Origin of the sequence: Paraburkholderia aspalathi (assembly GCF_900116445.1) — a bacterium.
Taxonomy (GTDB): Bacteria; Pseudomonadota; Gammaproteobacteria; order Burkholderiales; family Burkholderiaceae; genus Paraburkholderia; species Paraburkholderia aspalathi.
In genome coordinates, this window is sequence record NZ_FPBH01000010.1 from 190484 (window position 1) to 213730 (window position 23247).

Annotated in this window: 24 protein-coding genes; 11 read left to right on the forward strand and 13 right to left on the reverse strand. The window is 61.9% G+C overall.

Going from position 1 to position 23247, the window contains the following annotated elements:
- Positions 1-12 precede the first annotated feature (12 nt).
- On the forward strand, positions 13-1557 hold the full coding sequence (locus tag BM438_RS17710; protein ID WP_093635666.1) for an FGGY-family carbohydrate kinase: 1545 nt from the start codon (positions 13-15) through the stop codon (positions 1555-1557).
- Positions 1554-2291 (forward strand): SDR family oxidoreductase, encoded by a 738-nt coding sequence (locus BM438_RS17715; protein WP_093635668.1) that lies wholly within the window; start codon positions 1554-1556, stop codon positions 2289-2291. The genes BM438_RS17710 and BM438_RS17715 overlap by 4 nt, the downstream gene beginning before the upstream one ends.
- 103 nt (positions 2292-2394) lie before the next feature.
- On the opposite strand, the gene BM438_RS17720 is transcribed toward BM438_RS17715, so the two are convergent.
- The 4 genes from BM438_RS17720 to kynB form a co-directional block, all read right to left on the reverse strand.
- A complete protein-coding gene (locus tag BM438_RS17720) occupies positions 2395-2880 on the reverse strand; it encodes a hypothetical protein (RefSeq protein ID WP_093635670.1) in 486 nt (161 codons plus the stop codon).
- Positions 2881-3272: 392 nt separating this feature from the next.
- Complete coding sequence (gene kynA / locus BM438_RS17725) at positions 3273-4241, reverse strand: tryptophan 2,3-dioxygenase (protein WP_093635672.1); 969 nt, start codon at positions 4239-4241, stop codon at positions 3273-3275.
- 10 nt (positions 4242-4251) lie between these two features.
- Positions 4252-5502, reverse strand: a complete 1251-nt coding sequence (gene kynU, locus BM438_RS17730; protein ID WP_093635674.1) for a kynureninase — start codon at positions 5500-5502, stop codon at positions 4252-4254.
- Between the two features lie 76 nt (positions 5503-5578).
- Complete coding sequence (gene kynB, locus BM438_RS17735; RefSeq protein WP_093635676.1) at positions 5579-6217, reverse strand: arylformamidase; 639 nt, start codon at positions 6215-6217, stop codon at positions 5579-5581.
- Between the two features lie 130 nt (positions 6218-6347).
- Between kynB and BM438_RS17740 the strand changes: the two genes are divergently transcribed.
- Entirely contained in the window at positions 6348-6857 is a 510-nt protein-coding gene (locus BM438_RS17740) for an Lrp/AsnC family transcriptional regulator (protein ID WP_054034335.1), read from the forward strand.
- Between the two features lie 89 nt (positions 6858-6946).
- Here BM438_RS17740 and BM438_RS17745 read toward each other — a convergent pair whose 3' ends face one another.
- Positions 6947-7456 carry a flavin reductase family protein gene (locus BM438_RS17745; RefSeq protein ID WP_093635678.1) on the reverse strand — a complete coding sequence of 170 codons (510 nt, stop codon included), beginning with the start codon at positions 7454-7456 and terminating at the stop codon, positions 6947-6949.
- A gap of 256 nt (positions 7457-7712) precedes the next feature.
- Between BM438_RS17745 and msrA the strand changes: the two genes are divergently transcribed.
- Positions 7713-8261 carry a peptide-methionine (S)-S-oxide reductase MsrA gene (msrA, locus tag BM438_RS17750; protein ID WP_093635680.1) on the forward strand — a complete coding sequence of 183 codons (549 nt, stop codon included), beginning with the start codon at positions 7713-7715 and terminating at the stop codon, positions 8259-8261.
- 137 nt (positions 8262-8398) lie between these two features.
- On the opposite strand, the gene BM438_RS17755 is transcribed toward msrA, so the two are convergent.
- The 3 genes from BM438_RS17755 to pdxH form a co-directional block, all read right to left on the reverse strand.
- Positions 8399-9766 (reverse strand): DUF72 domain-containing protein, encoded by a 1368-nt coding sequence (locus BM438_RS17755; protein WP_093635682.1) that lies wholly within the window; start codon positions 9764-9766, stop codon positions 8399-8401.
- A 103-nt stretch (positions 9767-9869) separates the two neighbouring features.
- Positions 9870-11084 carry an SAM-dependent methyltransferase gene (locus tag BM438_RS17760; protein WP_093635684.1) on the reverse strand — a complete coding sequence of 405 codons (1215 nt, stop codon included), beginning with the start codon at positions 11082-11084 and terminating at the stop codon, positions 9870-9872.
- Between the two features lie 140 nt (positions 11085-11224).
- Positions 11225-11866, reverse strand: a complete 642-nt coding sequence (gene pdxH, locus BM438_RS17765) for a pyridoxamine 5'-phosphate oxidase (RefSeq protein ID WP_093635686.1) — start codon at positions 11864-11866, stop codon at positions 11225-11227.
- Positions 11867-12121: 255 nt separating this feature from the next.
- Between pdxH and tcdA the strand changes: the two genes are divergently transcribed.
- Positions 12122-12991, forward strand: coding sequence for a tRNA cyclic N6-threonylcarbamoyladenosine(37) synthase TcdA (gene tcdA, locus BM438_RS17770; protein WP_093635758.1), 870 nt, complete (start codon positions 12122-12124; stop codon positions 12989-12991).
- Between the two features lie 12 nt (positions 12992-13003).
- On the opposite strand, the gene trxA is transcribed toward tcdA, so the two are convergent.
- On the reverse strand, positions 13004-13852 hold the full coding sequence (gene trxA / locus BM438_RS17775; protein ID WP_093635688.1) for a thioredoxin: 849 nt from the start codon (positions 13850-13852) through the stop codon (positions 13004-13006).
- A gap of 156 nt (positions 13853-14008) precedes the next feature.
- A complete protein-coding gene (locus BM438_RS17780) occupies positions 14009-14884 on the reverse strand; it encodes a pirin family protein (RefSeq protein WP_093635690.1) in 876 nt (291 codons plus the stop codon).
- Between the two features lie 175 nt (positions 14885-15059).
- On the opposite strand from BM438_RS17780, the gene vapB reads away from it, so the two are divergent.
- The 3 genes from vapB to BM438_RS17795 all read left to right on the forward strand — a co-directional run bounded on the left by vapB (position 15060) and on the right by BM438_RS17795 (position 16650).
- Positions 15060-15293, forward strand: coding sequence for a type II toxin-antitoxin system VapB family antitoxin (gene vapB, locus BM438_RS17785; protein ID WP_054034329.1), 234 nt, complete (start codon positions 15060-15062; stop codon positions 15291-15293).
- Positions 15293-15694 (forward strand): type II toxin-antitoxin system VapC family toxin, encoded by a 402-nt coding sequence (locus BM438_RS17790; RefSeq protein WP_093635692.1) that lies wholly within the window; start codon positions 15293-15295, stop codon positions 15692-15694. Before vapB ends, BM438_RS17790 begins: the two co-directional genes overlap by 1 nt.
- A 74-nt stretch (positions 15695-15768) precedes the next feature.
- The gene (locus BM438_RS17795) at positions 15769-16650 is read left to right on the forward strand and encodes an EamA family transporter (RefSeq protein WP_054034327.1); all 882 of its coding nucleotides are present in this window, start codon (positions 15769-15771) and stop codon (positions 16648-16650) included.
- 89 nt (positions 16651-16739) lie between these two features.
- Here BM438_RS17795 and BM438_RS17800 read toward each other — a convergent pair whose 3' ends face one another.
- Together BM438_RS17800 and tsaE are read right to left on the reverse strand one after the other, a co-directional pair.
- The gene (locus BM438_RS17800) at positions 16740-18317 is read right to left on the reverse strand and encodes an N-acetylmuramoyl-L-alanine amidase (protein WP_093635694.1); all 1578 of its coding nucleotides are present in this window, start codon (positions 18315-18317) and stop codon (positions 16740-16742) included.
- Complete coding sequence (gene tsaE, locus BM438_RS17805; RefSeq protein WP_093635696.1) at positions 18299-18883, reverse strand: tRNA (adenosine(37)-N6)-threonylcarbamoyltransferase complex ATPase subunit type 1 TsaE; 585 nt, start codon at positions 18881-18883, stop codon at positions 18299-18301. Before tsaE ends, BM438_RS17800 begins: the two co-directional genes overlap by 19 nt.
- 17 nt (positions 18884-18900) lie before the next feature.
- Between tsaE and queG the strand changes: the two genes are divergently transcribed.
- From queG to xerD, 3 genes are all read left to right on the forward strand, one after another.
- A complete protein-coding gene (gene queG, locus BM438_RS17810) occupies positions 18901-20142 on the forward strand; it encodes a tRNA epoxyqueuosine(34) reductase QueG (RefSeq protein WP_093635698.1) in 1242 nt (413 codons plus the stop codon).
- 109 nt (positions 20143-20251) lie between these two features.
- A complete protein-coding gene (locus tag BM438_RS17815; RefSeq protein ID WP_093635700.1) occupies positions 20252-20722 on the forward strand; it encodes a methylated-DNA--[protein]-cysteine S-methyltransferase in 471 nt (156 codons plus the stop codon).
- The gene (gene xerD, locus BM438_RS17820; RefSeq protein WP_054034319.1) at positions 20719-21654 is read left to right on the forward strand and encodes a site-specific tyrosine recombinase XerD; all 936 of its coding nucleotides are present in this window, start codon (positions 20719-20721) and stop codon (positions 21652-21654) included. The genes BM438_RS17815 and xerD overlap by 4 nt, the downstream gene beginning before the upstream one ends.
- A gap of 6 nt (positions 21655-21660) precedes the next feature.
- Here xerD and BM438_RS17825 read toward each other — a convergent pair whose 3' ends face one another.
- Positions 21661-23223: a class I adenylate-forming enzyme family protein gene (locus tag BM438_RS17825; RefSeq protein WP_093635702.1), complete on the reverse strand. Its 1563-nt coding sequence runs from the start codon at positions 23221-23223 to the stop codon at positions 21661-21663.
- Between the last annotated feature and the right edge of the window lie 24 nt (positions 23224-23247).

Here is a 23247-nt window from a genome sequence, read left to right on the forward strand (position 1 = left end):
AACGGAGACTGTATGGACTACGTCATCGGCGTCGATATCGGCACGCAGAGCACCAAGGCTTTGCTGGTCGATCAGCACGGCACGATCGTCGCGCAGCATGCGTCGAGCTATCAGCCGGACACGCCCAAGCCGCTATGGGCCGAGCAATGGCCGGCAGTGTGGTTGAAGGCGGTGGTGGAGTGTATTGCGGCTTGCGTGCGCAAGGCGAAGGAGGCGGGTGTCGCGGCGAAGTCGATCAAGGCGGTGTGCGTGAGCAGTCTGTATGGCGGCTCGGGAATTCCCGTCGATAGTGATATGCGGCCGCTTTATCCGTGCCTGATCTGGATGGACCGGCGTGCGACCGATCAGGTCGAGTGGGTGCGTAAAAACATCGACCTCGAGCGCTTGTATGCGATCACGGGCAACGGTGTGGACAGCTACTACGGTTACACGAAGATGCTGTGGCTGCGCGATCACGAGCCGGAAATCTGGGCGCATACGCGTTACTTCCTGCCGCCGAACGCTTACGTGATTTACATGCTGTCCGGTGAGGTCGCCGTCGATCATAGTTCGGCGGGCAATATCGGCGGCTTCTACGATATCGCGAAACGCGACTGGTCGGACGAAGCGCTCGACATGCTCGGCATTCCCGCAACCATGATGCCGGAGCGGTTGGTGGAATCGTCGGACGTGGTGGGCGGGTTGTTGTCGCAGTGGACCGGGCAGCTTGGATTGGAGGCGGGCACGGCGATCGTTGCGGGCGGCGTGGATGCTGCGGTGGCGACGTTTGCCGCGGGAGTCACGCGTGCTGGGCAGCACGTTGCGATGATCGGTACGAGTATGTGCTGGGGGTATATCAACCAGACAGTCGATGCGCGGCATGGGTTGATCAGCATGCCGCATGTGTTCAACGGTCAGCGCGATATTTATGTCTTCGGTGGTGCGATTACGGCGGGCGCTTCGGTGACGTGGTATCGCGAGCAGTTTTGTCATGCGGAGACCGAGGCGGCGCGTGCGATGCCGAATGGGGATCCGCATCGCTTGCTTGAAGAAAGTGCTTCTCAGATTCCCGCAGGCTCTGATGGTGTGATGTTCTTGCCGTATTTGATGGGAGAACGAAGCCCCGTGTGGGATGCGAAGGCGAGTGGGGCGTTTGTCGGCCTGAGCCTGTATCACACGCGGGCACATCTGTATCGTGCGGTGCTGGAGGGCGTGTCGTTCGCGTTGAAGCACAACATCGAAGCGGGACGTAAAGGCGCGCAATCGTTGGATGACAAGTTGATCGTCGTGGGCGGCGCCGCGCATTCGGATTTGTGGATGCAGATCATTGCGGACATTACCGGCTATCCGGTCTACACGATCGAGCAGGACGTGGAGGCGGCCATGGGCGCGGCGTTGCTGGCGGGTGTCGGTGTTGGCCTGGTATCGCGTGAAGAAGCGCAGAACGGATGGGTCACGCTGATTGAACGTGCAGAGCCGAACGCGCAACGGATGGCGCTGTATGAGCAACGGTTCGGCGTTTATAGGGATTTGTATCCGGCGTTGAAGCCGGTCATGCATCGGTTGCAGACATCATGAATGCTACTTTTGATTTTTCTGGTCACTCGATTCTTGTGACGGGTGCGTCGAGTGGAATTGGGCGCGCGACGGTGGAAGCGTTGTGTGCTTCTGGCGCGAGTGTGGTCGCCGCGGCGCGGAATGTGAATGAGCTTGCGCGGTTGGCTGAGGAAACGGGCTGCGAACCGATGATGCTCGATGTGAGCGATGAGTCCGCTATTGATGACGCATTGGGTTCGCTCGATGCGTTTGATGGGCTCGTGAACTGTGCGGGGATCGCGTTGCTTGAGCGTGCGGTGGATACGACCGGCGCGAGTTTCGATCGTGTGATGGGGGTGAATGCGCGCGGAGCGGTGCTGGTTGCGAAGCATGTGGCTCGCGGGATGATCGATGCGAAGCGCGCTGGCAGCATCGTGAACGTTTCCAGTCAGGCTGCGCTCGTGGCGCTGGATGACCATTTGAGTTACTCGGCTTCCAAGGCGGCGCTCGATGCTGTTACGCGGGCTTTGTGTATCGAGTTGGGGCCATACGGTATCCGGGTGAATAGCGTCAATCCTACGGTGACGTTGACGCCGATGGCGGTGCAGGCGTGGAGTGATCCTGTGAAACGCGATCCTGCGTTGAAGGCGATTCCTCTGCATCGCTTCGCGGAGTCCGCAGAGGTTGCTGCGCCGATTATGTTTTTGTTGAGCGATGCGGCTTCGATGATTAGTGGGGTTTGTTTGCCGATTGATGGGGGGTATACGGCGAGGTGATTGGTCTATCTGCGCGGCGTTGGTGGTGAGTGCGTTTGCATAAATAAGGCGCGAACAATTCGCGCCTTATTCTTTGCAGCGGCATCGTGGCCGCGACTTCACCCTAGTGCTTCACTGTCGTCTGCTGCGCATCAGCCCGCGCACACGCAGCAGTCCTCACGCGCTCCCGCTTACGCGTCACCGCTTTGTCTGACGCAGCTTCAGCTTCGGCCGCAGCTTCCCCTGCTTCCCGCCCCGCCTCTGCAGCATCCGAGAGAAGCTTCGTCGCAAGCTTGGCTGTGATGCGACTATGAGCAACTCCCTTCGCATCGAGCGCGATCACCTGGTACAGGTCACGGTCACATTCAACTTCCTGCTGGTATTGCTCGACGGTATAGAGCAGGTGTTCCAGCAGGTTGCGCTCACTGCGTCTTTCTTCAACCGTCGTAGCTGGGCATCGGGTGATGCTCGCCGCGAGATCGATCAGTGTTCGAAGCTGTCGGATTTGTCGATCGCATGCTCCAAAAGCCGACAGTGCGAGCTTTTCGTACTGGAGCGCATCAACGGGCGGTCGTGATGCCGTTTGAGTCTTCTTGGTGGTTTTGGTCATGGTGCGATTTCCGATGTGTTCCTGAAACGCCCGACACTCTCTAACAGACGGGGTGAGCGGGCACGTAGCGAGTTTGAGAGACCGGGCAACAAAACGAAACCGGCGAGCCTTGCGACCCACTCACCACGGCCCGCCCATAGGAAAGGCGTGCGTGATTGAACACTACCTACTTTCAGAAGTAGTGCGTTTCGTTGCTTCGGGCTCTCACACCCAGCCGTCTTGTCCAACGGCACATGGAAATCTAACCCAACCGTTTTTTAAGACGATCAACCAAACAGGCTAAACACACGAATTGTGACCAATCTTTACGTTTTTACCTGTGCGCCTACGCTGCACCACGCATCGCACGAACACGCGCAATGCATCGAGCATTGGCAACGAAACGAAGACGCCTAAAGCATCGTCCTCACATGCCAAAGTTCAGGAAACAAAACCACATCGAGCATCTTCCGCAGATAAGGAGCGCCGCTCGTACCACCCGTGCCTTGCTTGAACCCAATAATCCGCTCAACCGTCGTCACATGCCTGAACCGCCACTGTCGAAACGCATCCTCGAGATCGACAAGCTCCTCCGCCATCTCATACAACTCCCAATGTTGCGACGGATTCCGATAAACCTCCAACCACGCCGCCTCAACAGAAGCATCATGCGTAGTCGGCTGCGTCCAATCCCGATCCAGCCTGGACGGTGAAATCGCAAACCCACGCCGCGCCAGCAGTCGAACAACTTCATCGTAAAACGAAGGCGCTTCCAGCGAAGCCGTCACCTCAGCAAGAACATCTGCCCGATGCGCGTGCGGCTTCAGCATCTGCTCATTCTTATTGCCGAGCAAAAACTCGATCTGCCGATACTGATAAGACTGAAATCCGGAAGAGCTACCCAGATAAGGCCGCATCGCCGTGTACTCGGACGGCGTCATCGTCGCGAGAACGCTCCATGCCTGCACGAGCTGCTCCATGATCCGCGACACGCGAGCGAGCATCTTGAACGCCGGCGGCAACTCATCGCGATGCACCGCCTTCAATGCCGCGCGCAATTCATACAGCGCGAGCTTCATCCACAACTCACTCGTCTGATGCTGGATGATGAACAGCATCTCGTTGTGATCCGGCGACAACGGATGCTGCGCATCCAGCACCGTCCCCAGCGAAAGATAGTCGCCGTAACTCATCGACTCCGAAAAATCGAGCTGCGCGTCATGCCAGCCGTCGCCGGAATCGGCGGCAGCAGTGGCCGTAGCAGACGCCGTAGCAGCAGCCGAAGGAGCAACCGAAGGAGCAACCCCACTGCCATGCCCAAACGGACACCCTTGCGCCGGTTTCTCTTCCGGCAATCCCGGCGTTTGCATATGATCGGTCATCGCGCGCTCCTTAGGTCACAGCGCCGCGAGCGGCAAATTCAGGTGCCCGCCAGGTCTCTTGCGTAAGCACCTCGCGTAACGTCTCGACCGCATCCCACACATCGACAAAGCGCGTATACAGCGGCGTAAAGCCAAACCGCAACACATGCGGCTCGCGATAGTCGCCGATCACGCCACGCGCGATCAACGCCTGCATCACTTCATAACCATGCGGATGCTCGAAGCTCGCATGCGAACCGCGCTGTGCATGCTCACGCGGCGTTACAAGCTTCAAAGGAAATTCGCTGCAACGCGCTTCGACCAGTTCGATAAACAAATCGGTCAACGCGAGCGACTTCGCGCGGATCGTCTGCATATCCGTTTGCAGGAACACATCGAGACCGCATTCGACGAGCGACATCGACACCATCGGTTGCGTGCCGCACAGGAAGCGGCCGATGCCATCGTCAGGTTGATACGCCGGGTCCATCTTGAACGGCGCACGATGACCCCACCAGCCGGACAGCGGCTGCGAGAAATCGTTTTGATGACGCTTCGGCACCCACACGAACGCCGGCGAACCCGGACCACCATTGAGATATTTATACGTACAGCCCACCGCGTAGTCAGCGCCAACGCCATTCAGATCGACCGGCACCGCGCCCGCCGAATGCGCGAGGTCCCACAGCGCGAGCGCGCCCTTGTCGTGGATCAGTTTGGTCAGCGCGGCCATGTCGTGCATATAGCCGGTGCGGTAATTCACATGAGTGATCATCGCGATCGCGGTGTCGTCGCCGATCGCGGCGGGCAACTCGGACGGATCGTCAACGAGGCGCAACTCATAACCGCGGTCGAGCTGTTCGATCAGCCCTTGCGCGATATACAGATCGGTCGGGAAATTCGAGCGCTCAGAAACGATCACGCGACGCTTCGGATCGCGCGCATTCGCCACCCGCAGAGCAGCCGACAAAAGCTTGAACAGGTTGATCGAAATCGTGTCGGTGACGACTACTTCGTTGTCAGCGGCGCCGATCAACGGCGCGAGCTTGTTGCCAAGACGGCGCGGCAATTCGAACCATCCGGCGGTGTTCCAGCTGCGGATGAGACCTTCGCCCCATTCGGCGCCGATCACGGTCTGCGCGCGCTGCGCGGCAGCGGCCGGCGGCACGCCGAGCGAGTTGCCGTCGAGATAGATGGTCGTCGATGACAGCGCGAACTGGTCGCGCAGCGTTGCGAGCGGGTCGGCGCTATCCAGCGCCAATGCTTCTTCACGAGTGTTCATGGTGGTCCAGTCAGTCAGATCAGGGAATTCGGTGGATGCGATGAGTGCGGTGCTTCAGTTTGCAGAGCGTCGCCGATCAGCGAGACTCGGGCAGCGCGCGCAACACGGCGCGCACGGGGCTCGCATCGAGCGTGGTCAGCTTCAGCGGCAGCGCGATCAGTTCGTAGTCGCCGGGCGCGACGGCATCCAGCACGATGCCTTCGAGAATCGCCATACGATGCGCGCGAATGCGATGGTGCGCGTCCATCGTCTTCGATTCCTGCGGATCGAGCGACGGCGTGTCGATGCCGATCAGCTTCACGCCTTTCGCTGCCAGCAGGTCGATCGTTTCCGGCGCAACCGCGCAGAACGCGCTATCCCAGACCGTAGTCGGCGCGTTTTTGTAAGTGCGTAGTAAGACTCGCGGCGGCAGGTCGTCGAGCGAGCCGCTCAGGTGTTGTGGTGTCACAACAGGCGAAGCGCCGATGCAATGAATTACGCGGCAGCGTCCAAGGTACGCATCGAGCGCAACCTGGCCGATCGCCGCGCCTTCGGCGTCATAGTGAAGCGGGGCGTCGGTGTGGGCGCCGGTATGCGGCGACAAGGTCAGGCGTGCGACGTTGACGGGCGAGCCCGCCTCCATGCGCCACACGCGTTCGATGCCGACCGGCGTATCGCCGGGCCAGACGGGCGTCGCGGTATCGACGGCGGGGGTGATGTCCCAGAGTGTGTCCATGTCTCCATCTGCGGATTGTGTCTATCCGGGAATGATAGGTGGCTTGGCGCGAAATGTGATTGCGAAAAAATCTCCTTCTGAGCCGTGTCTTGGAACATAATTTGAGTCAAATGGGAAAGGGAGACCGAATATGAACGCGATCTCGCTCGACGCCACCGATTGCCGTATCTTGACGGTGCTTCAGCAAGAAGGACGGATCAGCAATCTCGACTTGGCGGAGCGCATTTCTCTTTCGCCATCGGCCTGTCTACGACGCCTGCGCCTGCTGGAAGAGCAGGGCGTCATCGAACATTACCGTGCGTGTCTGAATCGCGAAGTGCTGGGTTTTGAACTGGAAGCGTTCGTGCAGGTGTCAATGCGCAACGACCAGGAGAACTGGCACGAGCGTTTTGCGGAGGCGGTGCGGGACTGGCCGGAAGTGGTCGGTGCGTTTGTCGTGACCGGCGAAACCCACTATCTGCTGCGGGTGCTCGCCCACAATCTCAAACACTATTCGGATTTCGTGCTGCAACGCCTCTATAAGGCGCCGGGCGTGATGGATATTCGTTCGAATATCGTGTTGCAGACGTTGAAAGAAGATTCGGGCGTACCGGTGTCGCTGGTGCCGAAAACTACCGGACATAGCGCGCCACACAGCTGAGTGCGAGTTGCTGGTCAGCTTGCTTCGGTTGGCCGTGTAGCCGGTTTTACCCGCTTGCGGGCCGCTGTTAAAACACAGCGGCGCCGCGTTCAGAGCGGCTTGAGTCCGTGGAATTGACCGCTGTGGAAGACGAGCGGCGCAATCTCCGCGGCACTCTCGTGGACGCCGCAGCGCTCCACTTCGCCGACGAAAATCACGTGGTCGCCTTCTTCGTAGCGGCTGCGGTTATGGCATTCGAACCAGGCGAGCGCGCCGTCGAGCACCGGCATGCCGGTGTCGCCTTCGGCGTGCGAGACGCCTTCGAAACGATCGCCCTTCACCGTGGCAAAGCGCTTGCACAGATCGAGCTGTGACGCGGCCAGCACGTTGACCACGTAGTGACTGTTCGCCCGGAACACCTGCATCGACGCCGAGCGCGTGGCGAGGCTCCACAGCACCAGCGGCGGATTGAGCGAAACCGAATTGAACGAGCTGGCCGTGATGCCGATCAATTGGCCGGACGCCGCACGCGTGGTGATGACGGTGACGCCGGTGGCGAATTGGCTGAGCGCCTGTTTAAAGGCGGGCTGGTCGAAGTTGGGCGGGCTGGCGCGCTTCATCGGGCGGAAGCCTTCGGCGCAAACCGGGTGGACCCCGGACTGAACCCATCGCGCGTGCGGCCGGAAACAAATGATTCAAAAGTCATAGTGAAAATCGTCGATTTGCCCCAATTTTAACTGCAATCGCGGTGGACTGGCCGCGACACCTGCCGGTTAATGGAAAAACCGCTAAGCTGGAAAGTCTTGGTGGTGGCATGAGCGTTGCGGTTAACTGGGACCGGCATCGGCCGACTATGAGTATCAAGGAGCAAGCAGCATGAGTCAGACAGGCGAAGTCGCCACCCTCGGTGGCGGGTGTTTCTGGTGCCTCGAAGCGGTGTATCTGGGCGTCGAAGGCGTGAACTCGGTGGAGTCGGGCTACGCGGGCGGCCAGACCCAGCGGCCGACCTATGAGCAGGTGTGCGACGGCGTGACGGGCCACGCGGAAGTCGTGAACGTCGACTTCGATCCGGCGAAGATCAGCTATCGCGAGATTCTCGATATTTTCTTTGCGATCCACGATCCGACCCAGTTGAACCGGCAGGGCAACGATGTCGGCACGCAGTACCGCTCGGTGATTTTTACCCACTCCGACGCGCAGCGTGAAACGGCGCTGCAAGCGATTCGCGAGATCGGTGAACAGGGTATCTACGACGGCCAGATCGTCACCCAGGTGCTACCGCTCGACGGTAATTACTGGGCGGCTGAGGCGTATCACCAGAACTACTTCGCGCAGCATCCGAATCAGGGGTACTGCTCGTTTGTCGTGGCGCCGAAGGTCGCGAAGTTTCGTCAGAAGTTCGCGCATCGGATCAAGGCGAGCTGAGTCGGCGCGGCGGTGGAGGTCTGATCGCGGGACGGGCGGCGGTTCAGGTTTCGACTTGGGCCGCCGGCGTTTAAGTGGCGGCTCGGCGAGCCACGTGACCTCAGATGGCTCGCCACGCGTGGGCGTTGCGCCGCCGCTCAGCCTTCCTCGTCGCCTTCTTGCTGCCCATTCTCGTTCGAATCCGGCTCCGACTCCGGGCGCCTTTGCACCTGGTCATGCTCGTGTTCGTGCTCATGAGCAAGCCGCGCATACGCTTCAATAATCTCCCGCGCCAGTTCCACGCAACTCAACGGCGCCGACCCCTCCGCCTTATTGTTGATCGCGATCACCACCGGCTGCCCGGCCAGCGCATAGCGCGCGGCTAGCTCGGCGAGCGCGGCGCGGGTCGACGGGTCTTGATCGACCAGCTGGTTGAACGGTTCGTACTTGGCCTTCGCTTGTTCGTATTTGAAGCCGCCGTGCAAACTCCAGCGCACGATCAGCGGCCCGGCCGGCTCGCCGTCCAGTAGCGCGAGCGCCGCCGCCTGGCGCAGCGGATCCGGCATCCGCGCATGAATCCCCACGCAATACCGCACGCCCGCCGCCTTTAGCGTGCGGATAAAGCGCGGCGTGAGCAAACTCCCATCGCGGATTTCGATCGCATAGCACGTGCCTTCGGGCAGCTTCGGCAACGCCGTCAGGAACTCGGCGAGTCGCTCAATGAACACCGCCGGTTGCGCGAGCATCTGGTCGGGCAGCGGCGACAGCTGGAACACCAGCGCACCGGCTTTCGTACCGAGGCCTTCGAGACATGGCGTGACGAATTCGTCGATCGCCATTTGCGCGTTCAGGAAGCACGGGTTTAACGAAACCGGCTCGCCGCGTTCGGCGCGTACGGTGGCGTCGGTGATCGTCATCGGTGCTTTGACGATGAAGCGGAAGTGCTCCGGCACCTGCTGCGCGTAGCGCAAGTATTCGGTAACGGTGAGCGCCTGGTAAAACGACCGGTCGATGCTGACAGTCTTTAGCAGCGGATGCGCGCCGTAGGCTGTCAGACCTTCGCGCGAGAGTTTGCTGTTGCTGTACTCGTCGCCGTAGACGATGCCGTTCCAGCCCGGAAAGGACCATGTCGACGTACCGAGGTGGATCTGCGCCGGCAGTTCGGCGGCGAGCGCCAGGAGTTCAGCAGAGGGCGGAGCGGCGAGCACGTCGCGGGTACGGCGTTTTTTCGGCGTATCCGGGGAAGACGGTGTTGAACTGGAGTCGGCGTCGGCGTCGGCGATGGGCGCCGGTGGCGCGTCATCTTCCTGCCAGAGGGTGGTGGCGCTCTTCTTTGCGCGCGGCTGCCGCCGCCGCTCGAGCTGTGCCGTTTCGTCGACCGTTGCCGGGGTGGCAGCGGCGGGCGCCGCCGATGCCGGTACCTGCTCGACCGGCATCCCGAACAGATCGAACTGCGGTGCATCGGCCTGTGCGTCCTGCTCGCCGCTCACCGGCTGTTCAACTTCACTTGTCCCGCTCTGGTCCATCGATGTTCGACCTGCTGTTTAAGGTTTGCGCCGCGTCGGGCCGTCTACGCCATGCACGTAGATCCGGCACGCAGCCACGGCACATCGCCGTGGCGCAACCGTATCACAGTGATTTGTCGTACATATAGCGACGCGACCACGGCAAGGTTTTCGCGCTGCGGCCGGCTTTGCGGCACACCACCTGGTAGATCGAGACGTCGTCGGTTTCGAATGCGTACGCACAACCGGCGAGGTACACGCGCCAGATGCGGAATTTTTCGTCGTCGACCAGCGTGCGGGCTTCGTCCGCATGCGCCTCGAAGTTTTCCGCCCAGATGTCCAGCGTGTGCGCATAGTGACGGCGGAGGCTTTCGACGTCAACCGCTTCGAGTCCACCGCGCTGCATTGCTTCGAGCGCAAGGCCGATATGCGGCAGCTCGCCGTCCGGGAACACGTAACGGTCGATGAATTCGCCGCCGCCTAGCGCGGTTTCGCCGCTGTCCGAATCGCTCGACGTGATGCCGTGATTCATGGCGACGCCGTCGTCGACGAGCAGATCGTGGATCTTCTTGAAGTAGCCCGGCAGATTTTTGCGGCCGACGTGCTCGAACATGCCGACGCTGGTGATGCGATCGAATTGCCCTTCGACGTCGCGGTAATCCTGCAGACGAATCTCGATCTGGTTTTCCAGACCCGCGGCTTTCACGCGTGCGGTGGCGAGATCGAACTGGTTCTGCGACAGCGTCACACCCACGCACTTCGCGCCGAACTTCTGAGCCGCGCGCAGCACGAGCGCACCCCAGCCGCAGCCGATATCGAGCAGGCGCTGCCCCGGTTGCAACTGGATCTTGGTGAGGATGTGATCGATCTTCTTGATCTGCGCGGTGGCGAGATCTTCGTCGCCATTCTCGAAGTACGCACACGAGTACACCATGTTCTCGTCGAGCCACAGCTTGTAGAACTCGTTCGAGACGTCGTAGTGATACTGAATGGCCTTCTTGTCCGACGACTTCGAATGCTGGAAGTAGCGCCGCACGCGCGCCAGCTTGCTCGCGCTGGTGACGGTGTTGCGCGCCAGCTGGTAGCTGACGTTGATGATGTCCGACAGCTTGCCTTCGATGTCGATCTTGCCCTTCACGTACGCCTCGCCGAGATTGTCGAGGCTCGGTTCGAGCAGATAGGGCAGCGCCGTGGCGCTTTTGACATGTAGCGTGACCTGAGGCGCGGCGAACTGCCCGAAGTCATGTTGCTGACCGTCCCACAACACAAGGCGTGCTGGCAGGTTAGCCTTGGTTTTTACGTCTTCCACCCACTGCGCCAGCTTTTTCTCCCAGAACATGTGATTTCTCCGTGTCCGTTGAACTAAAGCAAAGCCTGTGTGGATCGCAGCTCACTGCGGTGCAACTCCCATACCGCGAGGCGCAATCCGGCCGTCGCGCGTTGCTGCGTTGGCAACGCGCATACGTGTTGTATTCCGATTCAAGGCGATAGGCGGGAGATTTGCCAGTCGCTACTTTCGCTTGAACGCGTGAAGAGCAGACGGTCGTGCAGACGCGACGGTCGGCCCTGCCAGAATTCGATTGCTTCGGGTACCAAACGATAACCGCCCCAGTGCGGTGGGCGCGGTGGCTGGTCGCCGTATTGCAGGCTGATTTCGCGTTCGCGTGTTTCGAGCTGCGAGCGGCTTTCAATTACCTGACTTTGATTGGATGCCCACGCGCCGATGCGTGAACCAAGCGGACGCGACGCGTAATACGTATCGCTTTCTTCCGGGCTGGTTTTGACGATGCGGCCTTCCACGCGCACCTGGCGTTCGAGTTCGATCCAGTAGAACAGCAGGCTCGCGTAGGGATTGGCAGCCAGTTCGCGGCCCTTGCGGCTTTCGTAGTTGGTGAAGAACACAAAGCCGCGCTCGTCCACACCTTTGATCAACACGATGCGCGCCGACGGCCGGCCACGCGAGTCGACGGTGGCCAGCGTCATCGTATTCGGTTCGGGCAGTTGGGCGTCTACCGCTTGCTGAAACCACGCGTCGAATTGACGAAACGGGTTGCGGTTGATATTGGCAACGTCCAAAGAACCCAGCGAATAGTTTTTTCGAAGTTCGGCGAGTGAGGTCATGTTCTTATGCGAACGCTTCAGTCTAACCAGTATAGCCAGGGCTTGAATTTTTTGCGCGCGACCAGGTCAAGCCCCGCTGGGCTGTGTGGACATCCACACCACAATGTTTTGCGGCCGTTTGTGCCTAAGTGTGCTTGAGTGGGTGCGGCCATGTGGATCGTCGCGATCAGGCAAAATACGGGCTGCGAACGCTTGAGCGTGCCTGAGCGTTTTTTGCCACTCTATGTTTTGCCTGCTTTGAACGAGCCTTCCACCATGTCCAGCCCCACCGCGCAGTCCGATCTTACTACCAGCCTCGACGGGAGTGAAACCGCCGATCGCGCGCGGCGCTTCGGCGGCATTGCCCGCCTGTACGGCGCGCCGGCGCTCGCTGCGTTCGAAGGGGCCCATGTCGCTGTGATCGGCATTGGCGGGGTTGGCTCGTGGGTGGCCGAGGCGTTGGCGCGCAGCGCGGTCGGCACGCTGACCTTGATCGACCTCGACAATGTTGCCGAGAGCAACACTAACCGCCAGATCCATGCGCTGGACGGCAACTACGGAAAACCGAAGGTCGAGGCGATGGCCGAACGCATCGCGGCAATCAATCCGTTCTGCGACGTGCGGCTGATTGAAGACTTTGTCGAGCCGGACAATTTTGCGGCGACGCTCGGCGGTGGTTTCGATTACGTGATCGATGCGATCGACAGTGTGCGCACCAAGACCGCATTGATCGCGTGGTGCGTCGAGAAGAAGCAGCCGTTGATTACGGTGGGCGGCGCGGGCGGCCAACTGGACCCGACGCGTATCCGGATCGACGATCTCGCGTTGACCATCCAGGACCCGTTGCTGTCAAAAGTGCGCGGGCAGTTGCGCAAACGGCATGGTTTTCCGCGTGGCCCGAAGGCGAAGTTCAAGGTGAGCGCGGTGTATTCCGATGAGCCGCTGATCTATCCGGAAGCCGCTGTTTGCGACATCGATGAGGAAGCGGAGCACGTCACGACGTCGCCGGGACATACGGGACCAGTGGGTTTGAACTGTGCGGGATTTGGGTCGAGCGTATGCGTGACCGCGAGCTTCGGCTTTGCTGCTGCCGCGCATGTGTTGCGGGCGTTGGCGGAGCAGGCGCGGCTCGTTCGCCGCGCCTGAACACACAGCCAGTTAATACAGCAAAGCGCTTAGCTTGCGCCGCCATTGCGACACCAGCTCCGGCTGATGCGCGGCGAGATCGAACACCGACAGCATCGTCTTGCGGCCGATGTCGTCGCGGAACGTGCGGTCACGCTGCACGATGGCTAGCAGATGCTCGAGCGCGCCTTCATATTTGCGACGGGCGATGAACGCGCTAGCCAGATCGAAGCGCGCTTCGAGATCGTCCGGATTCGCTGCGACTTTGGCTTCGAGTGCATCCGTAGGCGGCAGGTCAGCCGCCGCGTCTACCGCATCGAGCCGCGTCTTGATCGCGTTGAAGCGGGCGTCGATCCCTTGCGTGGTTTTCGGCGACAGCAGGTCGACTTCGTTGCGCGCTTCGTCGATGCGATTATCTTCGAGCAGCATTTCGATGCGATCCATGCGCGCTTCGTCGAAGCCTGGGTCGTAGGCGAGGGCAGCTTGCAGCGCGTCATACGCATCCTCACGACGCCCTTCGGCCAACGCGGCTTGCGCTTCAAGACGTGCCGCGTCTGCGCCTTGCGGCACGAGGCGCTCGATAAACTCGCGCAACTGGCCTTCCGGCAGCACGCCGACGAATTGATCGACCGGCTGGCCATCCGCAAACGCCATGACGTGCGGAATGCTGCGCACCTGGAAGTGCGCGGCCAGTTCCTGGTTCTCGTCGACGTTCACTTTCACCAGCTTCCATTTGCCGGCGGCTTCGGCTTCGAGCTTCTCGAGCATCGGGCCGAGCGTCTTGCAGGGGCCGCACCACGGCGCCCAGAAATCGACCAGCACAGGGGCCAGTGTCGACGCCGTGATGACGTCCTGTTCGAAAGTGGCCAGAGTGGTGTCCATTGCGTCCTCGTCGATAAAAACGGTTTGTCGGCTAGATGGGGCCGTATGCCGCGAATTCAATGGTTCAACGCGACGGATGCAGCCTACCGCGGCCGCACATGCTCGCACAGACGGCGAGCTTGCCGGCGGCGACCGAATGAACGCCGCCTTGCTCGCTCATTTTCTTGTCGGCAGCGGAATCCATTCGGTTTCGCCGGGCACCTTGCCCATCTCCTGATTGGTCCACGCCAGCTTCGCGGCTTCGATCTTCTCGCGCGAACTGGCGACGAAATTCCATTCGATAAAGCGCTCGCCATCCAGTTTCTCGCCGCCGAGCAGCATCACGCGCGCGCCGTGGGTGCTGGCCAGCGTGACAGTTTCGTCGAGTGCGAGCACGGCCATCTGGCCGACTTCGAGCGGCGTGCCGTCGATCTCCAGATCGCCGTCCACCAGATAGACACCGCGTTCCTCGTGTTCCGGTTCAAGCGCGAAGGCGCCGCCCGGGGCGAACTCGGCGGCCACGTAGAGCGTGCCGGAAAAAGTCGCGACCGGCGAGGTTTCGCCGAACGCCGTGCCCGCGATCACGCGCAGCGTGACGCCGTTGCGCTCGACCACCGGCAGCGTGTCCGCCGCATGATGAGCGAAGGACGGTTCGATGTCTTCGTCGTCGAGCGGCAGCGCGACCCAGGTCTGGATGCCGTGCATGGCGAGACCGCTTGCGCGGTCTTCAGCCGGCGTGCGCTCGGAATGGACGATGCCACGTCCGGCAGTCATCCAGTTGACGTCGCCCGGGACGATCTTCTGCTCGGAGCCGAGGCTGTCGCGATGCATGATCGAGCCTTCGAACAGATACGTGACGGTGGCGAGGCCGATATGTGGGTGCGGACGCACGTCCAGCCCAACGCCGGGGTCGAGCGTGGCGGGGCCCATGTGGTCGAAAAAGATGAACGGGCCGATCAGGCGCGCAGCCATGGCCGGCAGCACACGCCGCACGGTGAGGCTGCCGACGTCGCGCAGATGTGGTTTGAGAACTGCTTTGATCGAGGAAGACATGGGCAGGCTCGGCTGGAAGGGTGGGTTGGATTTTGTTTAATGGATGATTCTACTGCGGTTGAGGCCGCGGCCGCATTCTGCGCCGCCAATGTACACACATGTATTTACATTGACGGCGCGGAGAACTATAGTATTAGCTCGTACATACAGCGTACATCCGCAGCAGGAGTTCAGCATGCTCACCAAAGTCTTTCGCAACGGCAATTCGCAAGCCGTGCGTATTCCAGCCGAATTGGCCTTCGACCGGGCCGACGTCGAGGTTGAAATCGAACGGGTCGGCGAAGAATTGCGGATCCGTCCAACCAGGCGTCCGCTGACCGGCGTGCTCAAGAAATTCGCGAAATTTGGGCCCGACTTCATGGCGGAAGGTCGTGGTGATCACGAGCAGGCCGAGCGCGAGGATTTGTAATGCCGCGCTACATGCTCGACACCAATATCTGCATCTACCTGATGAAGAACCAGCCGGAACAGGTCGCGAAGCGCTTTGCACAATGTCTGGTTGGCGACGTGGTGATGTCGGCCATCACCTTTGCGGAACTCGAATACGGCGTGGCGGTATCGGCGAACCGCGCGCGCGATCGCCGCAGTCTGGCGGCGCTTGCCGAAGACATTCTGGTCATGCCGTTCGACAGCGCTGCAGCAAGCGCGTACGGTCCGATTCGCGAAGCGACGCGCGAGCGTAAGAAGGATCAACTCGACAAGCTGATCGCGGCACATGCCGTGGGGCTTGACGTGGTGCTGGTGACCAACAACGAACGCGACTTCGCCGCCTATCCGGGGTTGCGCGTGGAAAACTGGCTGAACGGCTAACTACGTTTTAACGCACTGCCGAGTCTGGCGACGTCCGCTAAACTGCCGGATCCAACAACGAAATGGAGACCGGGATGTCGCCTAGGGATTTACTGCTCGCGCTGGTCGTCGTGATTGCGTGGGGCGTCAATTTCGTCGTGATCAAGGTGGGTCTGCACGGTGTGCCGCCGATGCTGCTCGGCGCGTTGCGTTTCGCGCTCGCCGCCGTGCCGGCAGTGTTTTTCGTCAAGCGGCCGCAGATGCCGTGGCGCTGGCTGCTCGCTTACGGCGCGACGATTTCGTTCGGGCAATTCGCTTTCCTGTTCTCGGCCATGTACGTCGGCATGCCCGCGGGACTCGCGTCGCTCGTCTTGCAGGCGCAGGCATTCTTCACGTTGATCTTCGCGGCGCTGTTTCTGCATGAGCGTTTCCGCGTGCCGAACATCGTCGGTTTGCTGATCGCCGCGGGCGGCCTCGCGGTCATCGGCATGCAAGGCGGCCATGCGATGACGCTCGCAGGCTTCGTCCTCACGCTGTGCGCCGCGTGTTCGTGGGCGCTCGGCAACATCGTCACGAAGAAGGTCGGCAAGGTCGATCTGGTCGGGCTGGTGGTGTGGGGCAGCCTGATTCCGCCGTTGCCGTTTTTCGCGCTGTCGTACGCCTTCGAGGGGCCGCAGCGGATCGTCGCGGCGCTGTCCGGGATCAGTGCGATGTCGATTTTCGCCATCGTGTATCTCGCGTTTATCGCGACGCTGATCGGCTACGGGTTGTGGAGCCGGCTTCTGTCGCGCTATCCGGCGAGCCAGGTGGCGCCGTTCTCGCTGCTGGTGCCGATTGTCGGGCTGGCGTCGGCGTCCCTGTTTCTCGACGAGCAGTTGTCCGAGGCGCAGATCGTGGGCGCGTTGCTTGTGATGGCGGGGTTGGCGGTGAATGTGTTCGGCGGTTGGGTGGTGCAGCGGTTTTCACCGGCGCGTTGATGGCCTCTTAGGCGTGAAGCAGAAAAAACGGCCGCATCGAGCGGCCGTTTTTTTATCGCCTGCATGACGTGGTGTCATGCAGGCTCGCGTCAGGTCATGCGGTTTTTCGCCAACGGCGGATTCGCCGCGAAATAGCGCTTGATGCCGGTCATGATCGCATCGGCCATTTTCTCCCGATACGCGTCGTCGTTCAGGCGGCGCTCTTCATCCGGGTTGCTGATGAAGGCGGTCTCCACGAGGATCGACGGAATATCCGGCGCCTTCAGCACGGCAAAGCCGGCCTGTTCGACCGAGCCTTTGTGCAGCTTGTTGATCCCGCCGATCTCCTTCAGCACGAAGTTGCCGTAGCGCATCGAATCGCGAATCTGCGCGGTGGTCGACATATCGAACAGCGCGCGATTGACGGTCGCGTCGGCGGACTTGATGTTGATCCCGCCGATCTGATCCGACGAGTTCTCCTTGTTCGCCATCCAGCGCGCCGCGGCGCTCGACGCGCCGTGCTCCGACAACGCGAACACCGACGAGCCCTTCGCATCGGGCGTGGTGAACGCGTCCGCGTGGATCGACACGAACAGGTCCGCGCCGACGCGCCGCGCCTTCTGCACGCGCACATTGAGCGGCACGAAGAAATCGGCGTCGCGCGTCATCATGGCGCGCATATTCGGCTGCGCGTCGATCTTCGCGCGCAGCTTCTTCGCGATGTCGAGTGCGACGTGTTTCTCGTACGTGCCCGAACCGCCGATTGCGCCCGGGTCTTCGCCACCGTGACCCGGATCGACCGCGACGGTGAGCAGACGCACCGTGTTGCTCTTGCCGGTTTTCGGGTTGGTGAAGGCGTAGTTATCGTCGCCGTCGTTGTCGTCGCCACCGAGGTTGCTGCCACTCGTGCCGCCTTTGTTGCGGGCGATGGCTGTGGGCGGCGCGACGGGCGGCGTCGGGGTAGAAGGCTTGCCGAGGATGGGCGGAGCCGGTGTCGGCACAACGTGCACCGGCGGACGCGGTAGGTTCGGCGCCGTCCCGCCACCGCCGTTCTGCGCATAGCGCTCGAAAAAGGCTTCGCTGTTGTCGGCGGTGGGCGGCGTGGTGCCGGGGCCGCTCAGTGTGGCGGGCGGGGCGTTGTTTTCGTCCAGCGTTTGCTGCTTGCGCTCGGTCTGCGCGAGCAGATCCATCAACGGATCGGGTGCGACGGCGGGGTACAGGTCGAACACCAGCCGATATTTGTACGCGCCGACCGGCGGCAGCGTGAACACCTGCGGCTTCACCGAGCCCTTCAGATCGAAGACCATACGCACGACGTGCGGCTGATATTGCCCGACACGCACCGACTGGATCTGCGGATCGTTCGGCGTGATCTTCGATACCAGATCCTTCAGCGCCTGATCCAGATCGAGGCCGCTCAGATCGACCACCAGCCGGTCAGGACCCTGCAGCAACTGCTGCGCGTTCTGCAATGGCTGGTCCGATTCGATCGTTACGCGCGTGTAATCGCGCGCCGGCCAGACCCGCACGCCCAGCACCGAGCTCGCCCACGCGAGACGCGGGGCAACAAGGCCGAGCACCAGCGTGGACGCACCCGCGCGCAGAATCTGCCGGCGCCGCCAGTTATGTGTTGCGGTAGCCGCCGATTCGATCGAGCGGAACGGTTTGATCAACATCTTTCGAGACATGCCTTTCCTGATTCGCTGTATGCCCGTGCGACGAGTACCCGGCCGTCGCCCCCTTGATCCAGGTCGAGCGCGAAGACGAGATCCGGCACGCCAAGGAGACGCCCGGCACGCTGCGGCCATTCGACGAGGCAGATGGCGCCGCTGTCGAAGTACTCGCGAAAGCCCGCGTCGGCCCATTCGGCCGGGTCCGTGAATCTATACAGATCGAAGTGATAGAGCGCGAGTTCCCCAGCGGGCCGCTCGAGCACGTAGGGTTCGACGAGTGTGTAGGTGGGACTGCGTACGCGGCCGACGTGGCCGAGGCCGCGCAAGGTCGCGCGCACGAGTGTGGTTTTGCCGGCGCCGAGGTCGCCGACGAGTTGGACTTGCAGTCCGTGGAATGCCTGATGACCCGCGACGCCTGGCGTGTGTTGTTGCCCAGTTTGTTGCAACTCGCGCACGCTTTCGATCGCCTGCGCGAAGCGCTTGCCGAATGCGTTGGTGGCGGCCTCGTCCGCGAGCGCGAAGGAGCGTTCGAGCAGGATATCGGCGGGCGGTTGGATCGCGAGATCGGGATTGACGGGCATTCTCGTAAAATGGCGTGATGAACCGAAGTCCGGAGTCCCCTGTTCCCTGCACGCCTGCGTCAAACGACGATGTGCGTGCCGAGCGTCATTTCGATGAAGCGGCGCTGAGTGCGCTCGCGCTCAACATCAAAACGTGGGGCCGTGAACTGGGTTTTGGGGCGATCGGCATCAGCGACACCGATCTCTCCGCTGCCGAAGCGCCGCTTGCAGCATGGCTGGAAGCGGGGTGCCACGGCGAGATGGATTATATGGCGAAACACGGTATGAAACGCGCGCGCCCCGCCGAGCTTGTGGCCGGCACGCGACGTGTGATTACCGCGCGCATCGCCTATTTGCCTGCGGAAACATTGAGCGGAAAGGCGCACGAAAGCGCTTTGCAGGACGTACCGCCGGCGCCGCCAGACTGGCGCGCAGCGGAGCATGCGCGGCTTGCGGACCCGTCGGCCGCAGTGGTGTCGATCTATGCGCGGGGCCGCGATTATCACAAGGTAATGCGTAACCGTTTGCAACATCTGGCCGAGAAAATCGAGGCGGAGATTGGCGCGTTCGGCTACCGCGTATTTACCGATTCGGCGCCGGTGCTCGAAGTGGAACTTGCCCAGAAGGCCGGAATCGGCTGGCGTGGCAAACACACGCTGCTGCTGCAGCGCGACGCGGGTTCGCTGTTTTTCCTGGGCGAAATCTACGTCGATGTGCCCTTGCCGACAGATGCCGAGACGTCGCCCGACGACGCGCCCGAAACGCCGGGCTCGCATTGCGGCAGTTGCACGCGCTGCATCGATGCCTGTCCGACGGGGGCGATCGTGGCGCCCTATAAGGTCGATGCACGCCTCTGTATTTCGTATCTGACGATCGAATTGAAGGGCAATATTCCCCTGGAAATGCGGCCGCTGATCGGTAATCGTGTGTATGGCTGCGACGATTGCCAGCTCGTGTGTCCTTGGAACAAGTTTGCGCAGGCCGCGCCGGTCGCCGATTTCGATGTGCGGCATGGACTCGATCGCGCGACGCTGGTCGAACTGTTTGCATGGTCCGCCGACGAGTTCGATACGCGCATGCAGGGCAGTGCGATTCGTCGCATCGGCTATGAGAGTTGGTTGCGCAATCTGGCTGTGGGGATGGGTAATGCGCTGCGGGCTTCGTCGGAGAGTTTGAGTGTGGATGCGCGCGAGGCAATTGTTGATGCGCTGAAGTTGCGCGTTGAAGATCCTTCTGCCGTGGTGCGCGAGCATGTGGAATGGGCGTTGGAAGCGGCGTAAAGTAGCGGCAATTCGGCGGCGGTTTTTCTGCGCGAAGCCAACTGCACCCCATGCAGGTACGCTACCGTGACGTTTAAAAGGCGCCGGTCGAGTCATGAGGCAAGCAACCATGTTCAATGCAGTGATTGATGCACCGTTCGGCAAGGTCGGCATTCGCCTCGAAGGCGAGGCCGTACGTGAGATCGTCTATCTGCCGGAGTCGGTGCAGAGCGTGACGCCGGACACGCCTCTGGCAAAGCAGGCCGTCGAGCAGATCGAGCAATATTTCGAGCGGGCGTCCGCGAAGTTCGAATTGCCGCTGGCAGCGGTCGGCACCCCGTTTCAGCGGCGCGTGTGGCAAGCGATCAGCGACATCCCGCCGGGCGTCGTGTTGACCTACGGGCAACTTGCACGGCAGCTAGGTAGTGTGCCGCGCGCGGTCGGCCAGGCGTGTGGTTCCAATTACTTTCCGATCGTGATCCCGTGTCATCGGGTGGTTAGTGCGAGCGGCATCGGCGGATTCGCGCATCACGCCGGAGACGGCTTCTTTCGCAACGTCAAGCGCTGGCTTCTGGCGCATGAAGGCATTCCCTACGCATGAGCGACACCGTGGCTGACGACGCGCCCATCGCGTCACCTTTGTTTGTATCGAGCTCGGCCTCGATCGACGCCTTCTGCGACGCGTTGTGGCTCGAGCACGGCTTGTCGCGCAACACGCTCGATGCATACCGGCGCGATCTGCGGCTGTTCTGCGAATGGCTCGCGCAAACCCGCAACACATCGCTCGACACCGCCAGCGAGGCCGATCTCAACGCCTACAGCGCGGCTCGTCAGAAAGACAAGTCCACCTCGGCGAACCGGCGGCTTTCGGTGTTTCGCCGCTATTACGGCTGGGCCGTGCGCGAGCATCGCGCAAAGGCCGATCCGACCGTGCGTATCCGTTCGGCCAAGCAACCGCCGCGTTTTCCGTCGACGCTCAGCGAAGCGCAAGTCGAAGCGCTGCTCGGTGCACCGGATATCGACACGCCCTTGGGCCTGCGCGATCGCACCATGCTGGAATTGATGTATGCGAGCGGTTTGCGAGTCACCGAACTCGTCACGCTGAAGACGGTGGAAGTGGGCCTGAACGAAGGCGTAGTGCGCGTGATGGGCAAGGGTTCGAAAGAGCGCCTGATTCCCTTCGGCGAAGAGGCGCATGGCTGGATCGAACGCTATCTGCGCGAAGCGCGTCCGGCTTTGCTCGGTGCGCGCGCGACGGACGCACTGTTCGTCACGAGCCGCGCGGAGGGCATGACCCGCCAGCAGTTCTGGAACATCATCAAGCGTCACGCGGCGGCGGCCGACGTGCGCGCGCCGCTCTCGCCGCATACGTTGCGGCACGCGTTCGCGACGCACCTGCTGAACCATGGCGCCGATTTGCGCGTCGTTCAGTTGCTACTCGGTCATACGGATATCTCGACCACGCAAATCTATACGCACGTGGCCCGCGAACGCTTGAAGTCGCTGCACGCGCAGCATCATCCGCGCGGGTGAGGCGCGTTAGACGAATTCGCGAAGCCGGTGCTTGAGAATCTTGCCAGTCGACGCGGCCGGCAGCGCGGCGAGCACTTTCACTTCGGCAGGGCGCTTGTACGGCGCGAGACGCTCGCCGCACCACGCGATCAGTTCGGCCGGCGTCACCTTCGCGCCCGCGATCAATTCGACGAACGCGACTACTTCCTCGTTACCTTCCACGGCGCGCCCGATCACCGCCGACTGCACGACCTGCGGATGCGCGTTCAACACGTGCTCGACTTCCGCGGGATACACGTTGAAGCCCGAGCGGATGATCAGCTCCTTGCTGCGCCCGACGATATGCAACGCACCGTCTGCGTCCTGCCGGGCGAGATCGCCGGTCTTGAGCCAGCCGACTTCGGTAACGACGGCGCGGGTCTGCTCTGGGCTGCGGTAGTAGCCCAGCATCACGTTCGGGCCACGCACCCACAGTTCGCCGATTTCGCCCGGCGCGGCATCCACGCCGTCGAGTCCGACGAACCGCACCTCGACGCCAGGAATGACCTCACCGACTGAGCAATCGCTGCGCGGCGCATCGAGCATGGTGTGGGAGACGGTCGGACTGCTCTCGGTCATGCCATAGCCGTTGTGGAGCGGCAGGCCGTAGACGCTTTCGACGTGCGCCTTGAGCGCGGCGTCGAGCGGCGAGCCGCCCGAATAGGCAAAGCGTAGACGCGGCGCGGACCACGCGTGGCCGTGCGTTTGCAAATGTTCGAGCAGTTTGGCGTGCATGGCCGGGACGCCCTGAAAGATCGACACGCGCTCGTCGGCGAGCGCCCGCCGCACCGCTTCCGGTGCGAAACGCGGAGCGAGGCGCAAGGTCGCGCCGGCGTGCAGGCTGCCGAGGCAGACCGACGCAAAGCCGTACACGTGCGAGATCGGCAGAACGGCGTACACGACATCGTCCGGACCGACATTGCGCAAACGGCTCGAGACGGCTGCGATGAAGAGCAGATTGCAGTGGGACAGCATCACGCCTTTCGGCGCGCCCGTGGTTCCCGTGGTGTAGATCAGCGCGGCGCATTGACGGTCATTCGCGGCTTCGACCGGCTCGGCTTTCGCGTCGGCGTCGATCGTGTACGACCAGGCGCCGATATCCGGCGTGATGGCAGGCGCTGTAGTGGCTTGGTGCCGCTGCGCATGCTGTTGGGCATCCACGGAGCTTTCGACCGCGTACGCGACCAAGCGAGGCTGCGCGTGCGCCCGGATCGCGTCAAGTTCGGCTGCGGACAGGCGGGCATTCGACACCAGCGCCCACGCGTCGAGCTGCGCGGTGGCGAACAGCAGCACGATCTGCACGATGCTGTTTTCGGCCACGATCATCACGCGATCGCCGCCACGCACGCCCCATTCGCGCAACTGCGCGGCGGTGGTATTGACGGCTTCCAGAAGCTGCGCGCTGGTGAGGCGGCGCGCATCCTCGATCAGGGCGACGTGTTGCGGGTCGCGCGCGGCCGCGAGCGCCGGAATGTCGGCAATACGCGTGGGCAGGGCGGCCAGCAGCGCGGGAATGTCGATCGTGGAACGGGTGGATGAATCGAGGCTCAATGCTGTCTCCTGTGTCGACCAGAG

Coding starts and splice junctions, on each gene's coding strand:
- BM438_RS17710 (WP_093635666.1), top strand. CDS start 13: ATGGACTACGTCATCGGCGTCGATATCGGCACGCAGAGCACCAAGGCT.
- BM438_RS17715 (WP_093635668.1), top strand. CDS start 1,554: ATGAATGCTACTTTTGATTTTTCTGGTCACTCGATTCTTGTGACGGGT.
- BM438_RS17720 (WP_093635670.1), bottom strand. CDS start 2,880: ATGACCAAAACCACCAAGAAGACTCAAACGGCATCACGACCGCCCGTT.
- kynA (WP_093635672.1), bottom strand. CDS start 4,241: ATGACCGATCATATGCAAACGCCGGGATTGCCGGAAGAGAAACCGGCG.
- kynU (WP_093635674.1), bottom strand. CDS start 5,502: ATGAACACTCGTGAAGAAGCATTGGCGCTGGATAGCGCCGACCCGCTC.
- kynB (WP_093635676.1), bottom strand. CDS start 6,217: ATGGACACACTCTGGGACATCACCCCCGCCGTCGATACCGCGACGCCC.
- BM438_RS17740 (WP_054034335.1), top strand. CDS start 6,348: ATGAACGCGATCTCGCTCGACGCCACCGATTGCCGTATCTTGACGGTG.
- BM438_RS17745 (WP_093635678.1), bottom strand. CDS start 7,456: ATGAAGCGCGCCAGCCCGCCCAACTTCGACCAGCCCGCCTTTAAACAG.
- msrA (WP_093635680.1), top strand. CDS start 7,713: ATGAGTCAGACAGGCGAAGTCGCCACCCTCGGTGGCGGGTGTTTCTGG.
- BM438_RS17755 (WP_093635682.1), bottom strand. CDS start 9,766: ATGGACCAGAGCGGGACAAGTGAAGTTGAACAGCCGGTGAGCGGCGAG.
- BM438_RS17760 (WP_093635684.1), bottom strand. CDS start 11,084: ATGTTCTGGGAGAAAAAGCTGGCGCAGTGGGTGGAAGACGTAAAAACC.
- pdxH (WP_093635686.1), bottom strand. CDS start 11,866: ATGACCTCACTCGCCGAACTTCGAAAAAACTATTCGCTGGGTTCTTTG.
- tcdA (WP_093635758.1), top strand. CDS start 12,122: ATGTCCAGCCCCACCGCGCAGTCCGATCTTACTACCAGCCTCGACGGG.
- trxA (WP_093635688.1), bottom strand. CDS start 13,852: ATGGACACCACTCTGGCCACTTTCGAACAGGACGTCATCACGGCGTCG.
- BM438_RS17780 (WP_093635690.1), bottom strand. CDS start 14,884: ATGTCTTCCTCGATCAAAGCAGTTCTCAAACCACATCTGCGCGACGTC.
- vapB (WP_054034329.1), top strand. CDS start 15,060: ATGCTCACCAAAGTCTTTCGCAACGGCAATTCGCAAGCCGTGCGTATT.
- BM438_RS17790 (WP_093635692.1), top strand. CDS start 15,293: ATGCCGCGCTACATGCTCGACACCAATATCTGCATCTACCTGATGAAG.
- BM438_RS17795 (WP_054034327.1), top strand. CDS start 15,769: ATGTCGCCTAGGGATTTACTGCTCGCGCTGGTCGTCGTGATTGCGTGG.
- BM438_RS17800 (WP_093635694.1), bottom strand. CDS start 18,317: ATGTCTCGAAAGATGTTGATCAAACCGTTCCGCTCGATCGAATCGGCG.
- tsaE (WP_093635696.1), bottom strand. CDS start 18,883: ATGCCCGTCAATCCCGATCTCGCGATCCAACCGCCCGCCGATATCCTG.
- queG (WP_093635698.1), top strand. CDS start 18,901: ATGAACCGAAGTCCGGAGTCCCCTGTTCCCTGCACGCCTGCGTCAAAC.
- BM438_RS17815 (WP_093635700.1), top strand. CDS start 20,252: ATGTTCAATGCAGTGATTGATGCACCGTTCGGCAAGGTCGGCATTCGC.
- xerD (WP_054034319.1), top strand. CDS start 20,719: ATGAGCGACACCGTGGCTGACGACGCGCCCATCGCGTCACCTTTGTTT.